The sequence below is a fragment of the Vibrio sp. 970 genome (assembly GCF_033339075.1).
Window position 1 is genome coordinate 342038 of record NZ_JAWOTW010000004.1, and the last position, 13482, is coordinate 355519.

General features: G+C 43.3%; 11 protein-coding genes. 10 read left to right on the forward strand and 1 reads right to left on the reverse strand.

Translation table 11 applies throughout. The annotated features are described in order from the left end of the window. Positions 1-29 precede the first annotated feature (29 nt). The 9 genes from rplT (at position 30) to pheT (ending at position 11526) form a co-directional block, all read left to right on the forward strand. Positions 30-383, forward strand: coding sequence for a 50S ribosomal protein L20 (gene rplT / locus R7Q11_RS08545; RefSeq protein WP_004727974.1), 354 nt, complete (start codon positions 30-32; stop codon positions 381-383). 189 nt (positions 384-572) lie between these two features. After that, positions 573-890 (forward strand): heavy metal-binding domain-containing protein, encoded by a 318-nt coding sequence (locus R7Q11_RS08550; protein WP_005377919.1) that lies wholly within the window; start codon positions 573-575, stop codon positions 888-890. A gap of 366 nt (positions 891-1256) precedes the next feature. Next, positions 1257-2066, forward strand: a complete 810-nt coding sequence (locus R7Q11_RS08555) for a helix-turn-helix domain-containing protein (RefSeq protein WP_005385480.1) — start codon at positions 1257-1259, stop codon at positions 2064-2066. A gap of 448 nt (positions 2067-2514) precedes the next feature. Continuing rightward, positions 2515-3303: a TetR/AcrR family transcriptional regulator gene (locus R7Q11_RS08560; protein ID WP_005377913.1), complete on the forward strand. Its 789-nt coding sequence runs from the start codon at positions 2515-2517 to the stop codon at positions 3301-3303. Positions 3304-3552: 249 nt separating this feature from the next. Next, the gene (locus tag R7Q11_RS08565) at positions 3553-5931 is read left to right on the forward strand and encodes an efflux RND transporter permease subunit (protein ID WP_064353837.1); all 2379 of its coding nucleotides are present in this window, start codon (positions 3553-3555) and stop codon (positions 5929-5931) included. An 18-nt stretch (positions 5932-5949) separates the two neighbouring features. Then, entirely contained in the window at positions 5950-6741 is a 792-nt protein-coding gene (locus tag R7Q11_RS08570) for an outer membrane lipoprotein-sorting protein (protein ID WP_225466356.1), read from the forward strand. A gap of 10 nt (positions 6742-6751) precedes the next feature. Further along, positions 6752-7927, forward strand: a complete 1176-nt coding sequence (locus R7Q11_RS08575) for a hypothetical protein (protein ID WP_132936595.1) — start codon at positions 6752-6754, stop codon at positions 7925-7927. A 191-nt stretch (positions 7928-8118) separates the two neighbouring features. Continuing rightward, positions 8119-9102, forward strand: coding sequence for a phenylalanine--tRNA ligase subunit alpha (pheS, locus tag R7Q11_RS08580; RefSeq protein WP_005385470.1), 984 nt, complete (start codon positions 8119-8121; stop codon positions 9100-9102). Between the two features lie 18 nt (positions 9103-9120). Continuing rightward, a complete protein-coding gene (pheT, locus tag R7Q11_RS08585; RefSeq protein WP_225466357.1) occupies positions 9121-11526 on the forward strand; it encodes a phenylalanine--tRNA ligase subunit beta in 2406 nt (801 codons plus the stop codon). A gap of 213 nt (positions 11527-11739) precedes the next feature. Here the strand turns inward: pheT and R7Q11_RS08590 are convergent, their stop codons facing one another. Beyond that, entirely contained in the window at positions 11740-12621 is an 882-nt protein-coding gene (locus R7Q11_RS08590; RefSeq protein ID WP_005377901.1) for an AEC family transporter, read from the reverse strand. Positions 12622-13155: 534 nt separating this feature from the next. Here R7Q11_RS08590 and ihfA point away from each other — a divergent pair. Next, positions 13156-13452 carry an integration host factor subunit alpha gene (gene ihfA / locus R7Q11_RS08595; RefSeq protein WP_005377899.1) on the forward strand — a complete coding sequence of 99 codons (297 nt, stop codon included), beginning with the start codon at positions 13156-13158 and terminating at the stop codon, positions 13450-13452. Positions 13453-13482 lie beyond the last annotated feature (30 nt).

The following is a 13482-nucleotide window of genomic DNA, read 5'->3' on the forward strand; positions in this document are numbered from 1 at the left end:
TATCAATCGTTTAGTTTAGGAGAAGCATAATGCCTCGCGTAAAACGTGGTGTACAAGCTCGTGCACGTCATAAGAAAGTTCTAAAACAAGCTAAAGGTTACTACGGTGCGCGTTCACGTGTTTACCGCGTAGCTTTCCAAGCAGTTACTAAAGCTGGTCAATACGCTTACCGTGACCGTCGCGCTAAGAAACGTCAATTCCGTCAACTATGGATTGCACGTATCAATGCGGCATCTCGTCAAAATGGTCTATCTTACAGCCGTTTCATCAACGGTCTGAAGAAAGCATCTATCGAGATCGACCGTAAGATCCTTGCGGACATCGCAGTATTCGACAAAGCTGCATTTGCAGTTCTAGTTGAAAAAGCGAAAGCTGCTCTTTAATTAGCAGTTTAGGATTAAGAGAAGGAGAGCATTAGCTCTCCTTTTTTATTGCTAAAATTTATACCCAAATGACTTTTAGCTTGGCTATTTAGAGTATTGTTTATCAGTCTTCTCAATTTATTGGTTAGCATCTTATGTTAGTTATAAGGTAGCTTGGGTATAAATTTTTACGTTTATAAGGGATTAAAAATGATCTACACAACGACCGAAAGCATTCCTGGCAAGCAGATCTCTGAAATCAGAGGGGTTGTAACTGGTAATGTTGTTCAATCAAAGCATATTGGCCGTGACCTCATGGCGGGTATCAAGAGCATTGTTGGCGGCGAAATTCGTGGTTACACGGAAATGATGACCGACGCGCGTGATATTGCTATACAGCGCATGGTGGCGGACGCTGAATCTAAAGGTGCCGATGCAATAGTAGGGATTCGATTTACCACAAGCTCAATCGTAGATGGTTCTTCGGAAATTTTGGCATTTGGTACTGCAGTGAAACTAGCGGACTAGTCTACTTGAATAGCATTGCAAAAATGCTAATAGAGATCGGTGAATTATTATGCATTTACCGTTCTGTTCCTTTTAGGTTAATTATTCTAGATTTTTGTAGAGAGAATAGGTTTATATTCTCAACTTTACGTTACTATTAAAATTAATCACGATGATTTAGAGTAATTGCTTCACTTTTATTTTGCATATTATTTTATATCTATAATGAAATTGAATTCATATTGAATTTTTCATTTGTTGTGTGAATTCTCTTTTCGGTATATTAATTCATGTTTTTCTTATAAAAATATGAACCTATACCTTGCCAAGCGGTTCTAAATTGTTACAAATACTATACAGCTGTAACATTGCCAAAAGGAATTGTAGATGAGAGATCTGACTCCCGAATACTTGCTAGCCGCATTACGCCAAGCGATTAAAACAAAAGGGCTAACATATCGAGAGCTATCTGAGAAAATGGGTATGCCACTATCTACCTTTAAGAGACATCTTACAAGCACGAATCTCGCTTTAGATAAGTTGCTGGAATATTGTAGAGCGGTTGATTGCACGTTAGATGAACTACAAAAGCTCGCAAATCAATTGCAAGGTGAAGACGAGGATTACTTTAGTCGCACACAGGATGAAGTATTCTTTCAATTCCCTCACCTTTACGACTTTTATCGTGAATTGAGAATGTTACGAGGTAAAGACGGCTATTCTATTTTAAAGAAAAAGTATGACTTGTCTGAGCAGAGCATGTCCGATTACTTAAAAGCATTAGAGTTGTTGGATCTCGTTTACGTTGATGAAGATAAAAATATAACGCTGCACGGGCCTTTATATTATAGCTATGCAGAGAACTCCAAGCTCAACGACAAATATACAGAAATCATAAAAGAGCAGACGACTACCCACGATAAGTGTGTTCGCGTTGCTTTGGCGCGTATGAAAATTACCGAAGAACAGCTTTTGTTACTGGAAGATCAAGTCGCAAAGACCGTCATCGATTTTCATTCCAAAAATGTTGTAGCAGAGAACTTTAATGTCTCTGATTTTACTAATATTGTTCTACTTGCTGGGCCACATCAGCCAGTCACATTCTCTGACGGCATTATTGAGACAGAGGGGCGATTTATTGATGATATTCGTTATGCCATCGCAGCTGCAGGTGATAAGCCAAGCCTATCGATATAGATTTTGAGCCTTTTTTGAAGAGAGTTTCTGAAAGGGCGTTGCAAAAGAAAAAGCCTAAGACAGCAAATACTTTGTAAGTAGGGCATTCAGCGGTGTTTGCTCTTAATTCAGACTTAAAGTGTTTTGGGCTTATTTCGAATAATACCTGTTCAGCATCTACTTTCGTTATTTTTAACATGCTGATTTCCTTCGTTGTTCCTCCCAAAGCCTCTCTCGCTTCCTCTACAAAGAAACCATTCTCGTTGAACCAAGCATCCAGTAGCTACTTGGGTATGCATAATTGGTAGCTATTTATCTTCTAATTATAAATTCATACTTGAAATGTTTGTTTTTTGATCTATTATGACGAAGTGTCATTTATGACGGTTCGTCAACTTTGGTTGCGTTCCTGTATTAAAGAATCGTGTTACAATTATTGGGAGTGTGTTGGTATACGGATCAAAGGATTATGTTTAACTTTCGCTGTAAAAAATATAGCAAGCAAGACGGATGTCGTGTGTCTTCAGGGCTAACAAAAAAGCAACAGGCGATTGCTGATCGTGAGATAGAGCTTATTCAATTGGCTAAGTCTTTAGTTCAAGAGCAAGGCTTTGCCAACTTAACGATGGACAAGCTTACAGCGTCAAGCCCTTATTCTAAAGGGACGATCTACAATCATTTTTGCAGCAAAGAAGATGTGATTCTTGCGCTTTGTATTCATTCGCTGAAAAGCGAAGCAATATTTTTCGAACGTACCGCCAAATTTAATGGTAATACCAGAGAAAAAATCATTGCGATGCATGTAGGTTATCGTATTTACGCTCGTATGGAGCCAGTACTATCAACCTGTGCGATTGTTGCAAAGACGCCTTGGGTTCTAGAGAAGGCTTCGCCTAAACGTGTGAATGAACTGAATAACTTGGAAGAACAAGTAATAGATGGTGCTGATGCGCTGGTGAACAATGCGGTAGAATGTGGTGATCTTAAGTTTTCTCCCGCAATTGGTTCTGATGCTATTGTATTCGCCAACTGGTCTATTGCATTCGGTTCAAACGCTTTGGCGCAAAATGCATCGAACAGTCGATGTATTCAGCGAATTCAGGACCCATTCTCAGTACTGCACAATGCGAATATGTTACTTGATGGTTTAGGTTGGTCGCCTTTATCTACAGAATGGGACTACCGTAAAACCTGGCGTCGAGTGGAGCAGGAATTATTTAGTGAAGAGCTTGCTTATTTAGAGTCAGTGAATCGCTAATAAACTGGAAAGGCCAATCTGACGTTATGGTTGGCTTTTTTATCGCACTATTGTGACGAATCGTCATTAAATCTCGAAGGTTGGCGTTCAGCCAATGATCACGAGAAGCATAGGAAGTTACTAAAAACTAACTTATGTAGCCAAATTCATTCGATCTAAAGTTTGCATGTCGAGTTTGTCTGGTTATTTACAGCATTTGCTGTTTTTTTAGTTTTTAAATTTGACGAAACGTCACAAAAGGAGAGTGTGATGCCACATCACAACGTTCAACAATACGCCCGTTCAGGGTGGGGTAAGCTACCAACGAATTACAGTGTATTGGTGATGCTTGCTACCGTTTTATTGATTGTCATAGCAACTATTGGAGGAAAAAATCTTTACTTTAGAGGAGATTACGACATCTTCTTTGATGGAACAAATGAGCAGTTACTTGCGTTTGATGAAATTCAAACCACCTTTGCAAAATCTGACAGTCTTGCTTTGGTTATAGCGCCAAAGAGCGGCACTGTTTTTACTCCTAGCACATTATCTCTTATTCAGCAGATCACTGACGAGGCGTGGCAAGTTCCATACTCGACCCGCGTTGATTCCCTCGCCAACTACCAGCATACCGAAGCGTTTGAAGATGATCTTCTTGTCGAAGATTTACTGTATAGCGAATATGAATTGACACCTCAACGAATAGAGAAAGTCAAAAGTATTGCGTTGAGTGAGCCGGTTTTGAAAAGTTCACTGATTTCTGAAAAAGGAGATGTCACGGTCGTAAACATTACGGTCCAACTCCCTGAAATAGATAAAACTGCTGAAGTACAAGAGGTGGTTGCTTACATAAACGGAATGATTGAGCGTTATCAGCAAGTGTACCCAGACACGGAATTCCATAAGGCTGGTATTATTGCAATGAACTACGCGTTTATGACTGCAGCCCAAGATGATAGCGCAACATTAGTGCCTACTATGTTACTAGTGATATTGGTGTTTCTGACCATCATGTTGCGCTCATTGCTTAGCGTCATCGCGACACTCATCGTTATTATCGGCTCGGTTATGGTGACAATGGGCTTGTCAGGATGGGCTGGTATGTTCTTAAGCACGGCGACCGTTAATGTGCCTACCTTGGTGATGACGCTTGCCGTCGCAGACTGTGTACACATCATCGCGACAATGCGTCAGTCTATGCAAAACGGCTTTAGTAAAGCCCACTCTATTGAGCGAAGTATTGCGCTCAATTTCATGCCTATCTTGATTACCTCCATTACCACCGCGATCGGCTTTTTAATGATGAATATGTCGGATTCTCCAATCCTGAGAGATTTCGGCAACCTATCAGCCCTTGGCGTCATGGTTGCTTGTTTCCTTTCCATCACGTTACTTCCCGCCTTGCTTAATATCCTTCCGGTTACGGTGAAGTCGGATACTTCTGATGAAAGAAAGCACTTTATGGATCATTTAGGAGATTTCGTGGTGTCAAAGCGACATGCGTTATTGCCGTTGTCGGTGCTTGTTATTGTCGCGAGTGCGAGCTTGATTCCGCTGAACAAAGTCAATGATGAATCCGTCGAGTACTTTGGCCATAGCAATGAATTTCGCCGAGCGGCTGATTTTATGGAAGAGCGAATCAGTGGCATGGCGAACATCAGTATCGCGATAAAAACCAACGAATCGCAGGGCATTGCCGATCCTAATTTTCTCAATTCCGTGGGTAAATTTACTGACTGGCTAAGGTTGCAGCCAGAAACGGACCATGTTGCGACCTTGAGCGATGTTTATAAGCGCCTAAACAAGAACATGCATGGAGATGATCAGGCTTATTACTCGCTCCCTCAAGACAGAGAATTAGCGGCTCAATATCTGCTGCTTTATGAAATGTCACTACCGTATGGTTTAGATTTGAACAACCAAATCAATGTAGATAAGTCGTCGATCAAGATGGTTCTCACCGTGGAGAACTTGGGCAGCGTCGAGCTTGTTGATTTGGAAAATCGCATTTACCAATGGTTTAACGAAAACGCGCCTCAATATGATGTTGTTGCGTCTAGTCCTTCATTGATGTTTGCGCATATTGGTGAAACGAATATGGCCAGCATGCTGTCAACCTTGCCCATTACTCTTGTCTTAATCTCTGCATTACTGATCTTTGCCTTGCGTTCGTTCAAGCTTGGCTTAATTAGTCTTGTCCCGAATATTGCTCCTGCGCTTATTGGTTTTGGTATTTGGGCGCTGGTTTCTGGCGAGATTAACTTGGGATTGTCTGTCGTTGTGACATTAACGCTTGGTGTTGTTGTCGATGACGCCGTTCACTTTCTTTCTAAATATCAACACGCTCGTAAAGATGGCCACAGTGCGGAGCAAGCGGTTCGCTACGCCTTTCGTACCGTGGGGCGCGCACTTTGGATTACGACGGTCGTGCTTGTTGCTGGTTTCTCTGTTCTGGCGATGTCGAGCTTCCGTTTAAATGCCGATATGGGACAGCTGAGTGCCATTGTCATCTTTATTGCTCTTGTTGTGGATTTCATCTTCCTACCGACTCTACTGATGTTGTTTGACAAAGGCGTTTACGACGAGGTGGAGCGCCGAAATAAGCTTAAATCAACTGACTCTCAAACCAAGACTGTTACTCAGTCATAACGAATTAAAGGATTGAATATGAATTTAGTAAAAAATGCCTTAAAAGTATCAGTACTTTCTGTCTCGCTTATTATGAGTCATGCGGTGTTGGCGGATGAAACCAAAGGACTAGAAATTGCCCAAGAGCGCAAAGCCCGTGATGAAGGGTGGGGGGATTCTGTTGCTACGATGCAAATGATTCTGCGAAACGCGCAAGGAGAAAGCAGCACACGTTTAATGCGCTTACAATCACTTGAAGTTGATGGCGATGGTGACAAAGGGCTCACGATATTTGATGAACCGAGAGATGTAAAAGGCACGGCGTTTCTCAACCATTCTCATACGGTGGGTGCCGATGACCAATGGCTTTACCTTCCTGCACTGAAACGTGTGAAACGTATTTCCTCGCGTAACAAATCAGGTCCTTTTATGGGCAGTGAATTCGCGTATGAGGATCTCAGTTCCTTTGAGATTGAAAAATACCGTTTCAACTACCTAAAAGATGACAGCATAAACGGGCAAGATGTTTTCGTCGTAGAGCAAATTCCGACCGATAAGAACTCAGGTTATACCAAGCAAACGGTATGGTTAGATAAAGCGCATTATCGTCCACTTAAAGTTGAGTTTTACGACCGCAAAGGCTCTTTGTTAAAAACGCTTTCTTTTTCCGATTACAAGCAATATCTCAACCAATATTGGCGAGCGCACACTATGGCGATGACAAACCATCAAACAGGAAAAAGTACTGAGCTAACGACTAGCGAAATGCGTTTTAACACTGGATTACAAGACAATGACTTTCATAAGAATGTGTTGAAGCGAGTGAGGTAGTGGAGGAAAAATGAAGCGATTAAATGTTGGGTTGTTGCTTAGTGCAGCAGCCTTTTTTTACTCAATGCCTCTGACTGCCGTCGAGCTCGCAGGACAAGTCAATATTGAGCATCGTCAGTTTTTTAAAACGGGCTCTCAGGGTCAGAGCAAAGCGCAAACGTCATTGGTTTTGCAGCCAGAATTTTACTGGGAGATGCAAAATGGTGATGCAAACTTTACTTTCACACCTTTCTATCGTCTGGATGGTCTAGACGATGAGCGAAGTCATGGCGACATGCGAGAGGCACTTTATCTGACTTATTGGGATGATTATGAGCTTCGAGTTGGGATTAGTAAGGTCTTTTGGGGAGTGACTGAATCAGCCCATTTAGTTGATGTAGTAAACCAAACAGATGCCATTGAAGCCGTCGATGGTGAAGATAAACTCGGTCAGCCGATGTTACATTTTACCTCTTTCAAAGACTGGGGTACCGTCCACGCAATGTTGTTACCTTACTTTAGGGAACGAACGTTTGCGGGTACAGATGGCCGCTTGCGAACCGACCCCGTTGTCTCTGATGATGCTATCTATGAATCAAGCAGAGAAGAGAAGCACGTAGATGTGGCTTTTCGATATTCGAAAATGCTTGGCGATTGGGACGTAGGCCTGAGCTATTTATATGGAACAAACCGGGATCCTTACTTTCGTTTTGAGTACGGAGAATTAAAGCCTTACTACGCTCTGATGAATCATGTCGGTCTGGATGTGCAAGGAATCGTTGGCGATTGGTTATGGAAACTGGAAAGTATTTATCGAGATAGTGCTGATAATCATGTCGGTCTTGTGACGGGCTTTGAGTATACCTTCGTCGGTGCATTTGACACGGTTTGGGATGTGGGGGTTATTGGTGAGTACCTCTATGACAGTCGTGGGAACAACGCACAAACTATCGGTCAAAATGATGTGTTTGCAGGTATTCGTTGGGCGCTCAATGATGAGGACGGAACGGAAGTATTGACGGGAATTACGAAGGATTTAGATAACGATGATGTTTACAATGCTAAGTTAGAAGCATCGAGCCGAATATCGAATCACGTTAAGTGGCAAATTGATGCTTGGTTGTTTAAAAATGAAACACCAAATGATTTGCTCTACTTCGCTAGAGATGACGATTTTATCGAGCTATCTATTCAATACTATTTCTAAAACAAAAGGGCACACCTAAACGGCAGATTAACTAAAGATGACATTTTTGACGTTTTTGTGCTCTTTTTATTCAATAACCTCTTCTTTTCGTAATTCAATTTGGCATTGGTGCCCGGTTTGGCTACTATGTACAGCTATCAAAAAACCAATCACTCCCTTATGGACACTACCTACAGGTAGATGAGGAAACGATGCAACATCTAGAAGAGATCATTGCTAGCGCGAGCACTGCAATTGAAGCTGCCGAATCGCTAGTCGCACTTGATGAAGTGCGTGTTCAGTATCTGGGTAAAAAAGGTGAGCTAACTGCTCAACTTCAAAGCCTAGGCAAACTACCACCAGAAGAACGCCGTGAAGCTGGTCAAGAGATCAACAAAGCGAAAGGCGTAGTTCAGCAAGCTATCGCAGCTCGTAAAGATGCACTACAACGTGCTGAGCTTGAAGCGAAACTAGCAGCAGAAACAATCGACGTAACACTACCAGGTCGTCGTATTGAAAACGGTGGTTTACACCCAGTAACTCGTACTGTAGAGCGTATTGAGAAGTTCTTTGGCGAACTTGGTTTTAACACCGAGGCAGGCCCAGAGATCGAAGATGCATTCCACAACTTCGATGCGCTAAACATCGCAGCTGATCACCCAGCGCGTACTGACCACGATACTTTCTTCTTCAACCCAGACTTGATGCTTCGTACTCATACGTCAGGCGTACAGATCCGTACGATGGAAAATGGTAAACCACCATTCCGTTTCATCGCACCAGGCCGTGTATACCGTAACGACTACGACCAAACGCACACGCCAATGTTCCACCAAGTGGAAGGTATGCTGGTTGATGAGAACGTAAACTTTGCTCAGCTGAAAGGCATCCTGCACGATTTCCTATGTAACTTCTTCGAAGAAGAAGTAGAAGTACGTTTCCGTCCATCTTACTTCCCATTCACTGAGCCTTCAGCTGAAGTAGACGTGAAAGGCAAAAACGGTAAATGGTTAGAAGTACTAGGCTGCGGTATGGTTCACCCGAACGTGCTACGTAGCGTAGGTATCGATCCTGAAAAATACTCTGGTTTCGCATTCGGTATGGGTGTTGAGCGTCTAACAATGCTTCGTTACGGCGTGAACGACCTACGTGCGTTCTTCGAGAACGATCTTCGTTTCCTAAAACAGTTCAAGTAATCCAGAGGGTTCATCAACATGAAATTCAGCGAATCATGGCTTCGTGAGTGGGTAAACCCTGCGGTTACTACTGACGAGCTAACTCACCAAATTACAATGGCCGGCCTAGAGGTAGACGACGTTCTTCCTGTAGCTGGTTCTTTTACTGGCGTTAAAGTCGGTCACGTTGTTGAATGTGGCCAACACCCAGATGCAGACAAACTGCGCGTAACTAAAGTTGACGTGGGTGAAGAAGAGCTTCTAGATATTGTTTGTGGCGCACCTAACTGTCGCCAAGGTCTGAGAGTAGCAGTAGCAACAGTTGGTGCTGTTCTTCCAGGCGATTTCAAAATCAAAAAAGCGAAACTACGTGGCCAGCCATCTCACGGCATGCTTTGTTCGTTCACTGAACTAGGTATCGACGTTGAGTCAGACGGCATCATGGAACTAGCAGAAGACGCAGTAATCGGTACTGATTTCCGTGAATTCCTAGGTCTAGACGACGTAACAGTAGACGTAGACCTAACAGCAAACCGCGCAGACTGTTTCAGCATTCGTGGTCTAGCTCGTGAAGTTGGCGTACTAAACCGTGCTGACGTGACAGAGCCATTAGTAGAAGCAGTTGCCCCTTCAATCGACGATAAAGTGTCTATCGAAGTGAAAGCGCCAGCTGCGTGTCCACGTTACCTAGGTCGTGTAGTTAAGAACGTAAACGTTCAAGCTGAAACGCCACTATGGATGCAAGAGAAACTGCGTCGTTGTGGTATTCGCTCGATCGACCCTGTAGTAGACATCACTAACTACGTGCTTCTAGAGCAAGGCCAACCAATGCACGCATTCGATCTAGCGAAGATCGAAGGTGGCATCGTAGTTCGTATGGCTGAGCAAGGTGAGAAGCTAACACTTCTTGACGGCAGCGAAGCAGAACTAAACGCAGATACACTAGTAGTTGCTGACCACAACAAAGCACTTGCAATCGCAGGTATCTTTGGTGGTGAAGAGTCTGGTGTAACAACTGAGACTAAAGACGTTCTACTAGAGTGTGCATTCTTTGCACCTGACCATATTCGTGGTCGCGCACGTAGCTACGGTCTGCACACTGATTCTTCAATGCGTTTCGAGCGTGGTGTAGATTACGCACTGCAAGTAAGCGCAATGGAGCGTGCAACTCAGCTTCTAGTTGAGATCTGTGGTGGTGAAGTAGCACCTGTTGTTGCAGTAGAGTCTGAAGCAGACCTACCTAAGCCAAACAAAGTTGCTCTACGTCGTACTAAGCTAGACAACCTGCTAGGTCACCACATTGCAGATAGCGACGTAGTAGAAATCCTAGAGCGACTAGGTTTGACTGTTGAAGCTTCAGAAGAAGGTTGGATGGCAGTTGCGCCAACATGGCGTTTCGATATCGCTATCGAGCAAGACCTGATTGAAGAAGTTGGCCGTATCTACGGTTACGACAACATTCCTAACCAACACCCAGCAGCAGCACTTAAGATGCACAACCACGTTGAAGCGGATCTTCCACTGAAACGCGTTCGTGATCTTCTTGTTGACCGCGGTTACCACGAAGCAATTACATACAGCTTCGTTGAGCCTGAGCAACAAAAGCTAGTTGTACCTGGTGTTGAGCCTCTAGTGCTTCCAAACCCAATTTCTGCAGACATGTCAGCAATGCGTCTTGGTCTTATCCAAGGTCTGCTGAACACGGTTGTTCACAACCAGAAGCGTCAACAGCCACGCGTTCGTCTATTCGAATACGGCCTACGTTTCATCCCATGTGAAACTGCAGAAAACGGCATGCGCCAAGAGCCGATGCTTGCAGGTGTTATTGCTGGTACTCGCGGTGAAGAGCACTGGGATATTGAAACTAACACCGTTGATTTCTTCGATCTTAAAGGCGATCTAGAAGCGATTCTAGAGCTATCTGCAAACGAAAAAGCGTACTCTTTCGCTGCACTGTCACCTGAAAGCAAAAAAGCTAACCCAGCACTTCACCCAGGTCAATCTGCGGCAATCATCGTAGACGGCAAAGAAGTAGGCGTGATCGGTACCGTTCACCCTGAGCTTGAGCGTAAGTTCGGTCTAAACGGTCGTACTATCGTATTCGAAATCGAATGGTCTGCAATTAACAGCAAAGTGATCCCAGAAGCGGTAGCACTTTCTAAATTCCCTTCAAACCGTCGTGATATCGCGGTAGTAGTGGATGAAGCTGTTGCATCTGGTGACATCGTTAACGCTTGTCTAGAGCAAGGTGGCGAGTTCCTTAAAGATGCGAAACTGTTCGACGTTTACGTAGGTAAAGGCGTTGAAGATGGTAAGAAGAGCCTAGCAATTGCTCTGACTCTACAGTCACTTGAGCGTACGCTGGAAGATGCAGATATCGCTGGTGCGGTTGACGCTATCGTTGCTCACGTTTCTGAGAAGTTTGGTGCGTCTCTACGTGACTAATCTCGCGTAACGTATCTTCTTAAGAAATGAAAACCCTGCCAGTTTGGCAGGGTTTTTTATTTTTAGGATTACCTTATCGTTGTTCAAGTTCCTTACTGCTCGCACCACCCCTCATTATTTTAAAATACTAGACCAAACTAGGGATGGCCCTTACCCGAGATTAGGAACGTATTGTTTTTCAGCTAATACACGCTAACGATAGCTTATTGGCGGTTAGGCAGCGAGTGAGAGGGTATAGCTAAGCAGAAGAGGCAGCGTAAGAATGCTGAAAAAGTTGCCAAATAGTACCATTGACGCCACCTTCATGGGTTCTATATTCAGTCTTTCCGCAAATAGGTAATTCATGACGGCTGGCGGCAGCATTGTGAAGAGCACCATCATTTGCAATTGCATCGTTGGAAGGGGAATTAACCAATAAATAAGTGCAAAAGCGACAGCACCAGTTGCCAGTGACTGCACGGTACACAACACACCAATCTTTAAACCGTCCAACCTTAAATGACACATTTGTGCCCCCAGAGATAAAAGCATCACGGGTACGGCCGCTTGCCCAAGTAGAGCAGTGGCTTCGTATAAAGGCGCCCATGCACCCACATTTGACACGTTGAGAAACAGAGCCAGAGACGCTGCTAAAAAGATTGGCATCTTGACTATTTGCTTAAAAGGGTTGCCATGACTAAGCAGCATTACGCCTAAGCTGATATGCAAGCATGCTGACACGACAAATAAAAGCACTGCTGACGACAGCGCAATTTCTCCAAACGTATAGGTAAACAAAGGAATAGCTAGATTTCCGCTATTGCGAAACATATGTGGTGGCGCCCAGGTTTTAAACGAGAGTGACGTCCATCGACATACCGGGATCATGAGTAGTGCGGGAATTAAAACCGCGACAATTGCCGCCAAAAGAAGCGGCCCCTGATTTGAATCGAGCGGCATACTAACGAGTGACGAAAATACCAGTGCTGGCGTAAATACCTCAATATTAATGCGGTTTATTGGGCGAAAGTCAGGCTTGATGTAACGACCGACCAAATAGCCAACTCCGACAAGAGCAAAAACAGGGAAAAGAATATTTATGATTTGATTAATCATGGTCGCCTAGAAGCAGTGTAAGAAGCTAATGAGGAAATACACGAACTTCCACATTATCAATCTTTATATATGGCGTCATCGTTAAACAGCGAGAAGCGTGGGTTTAATCAAGCTTTCTAAGCACAGTTGCAAAGTACAGGTGGTCATACCTTTTAATCTAATTGTTACGTATCGAGTTACATACAAATCACTGAATTTACGACAAGTTCTATGTCAAGTGTCTGTTAAATAACCAATATCTGATATTTTTATTAAATAGTGTTTAATGTTGATATTTAAACTACTTTTAGTTTTATAATCTGGATGTTTTTCCTGATAAAGATGAAACAAAAACAAAAATATCAAATTTCTGGCGTTTAACAATAATTTACGTAGTGCTATTCCTTTTGTTCGCCAAGAAAAAAGTTGGCGAAAATCATAAGCTTGTCATACACTTCCTGATGTAACCCCGATATGTTGTTGAATTGGTAGGGTAAAACTGCTCTGGCGCTACACTAACGTAGCATTGTTTAACATAGCTTTGAGGAAAGTTTTATGGCGCTCACAAAAGCCGAACTGGCAGAAAACCTGTTTGATAAATTAGGATTTAGTAAGCGGGACGCCAAGGAAACGGTGGAAGTGTTCTTTGAAGAGATTCGTAAGGCACTGGAAAGTGGCGAACAGGTAAAACTGTCAGGTTTTGGTAACTTTGATCTTCGTGACAAGAATGAACGACCTGGTCGTAACCCGAAAACTGGTGAAGATATTCCAATTACTGCTCGACGTGTAGTGACTTTTCGCCCGGGTCAGAAGTTAAAAGCTCGTGTAGAAAACCTGAAGAAAGTACAGTAAGCCGAATAAATGGATCACGCTAAGGCGTGG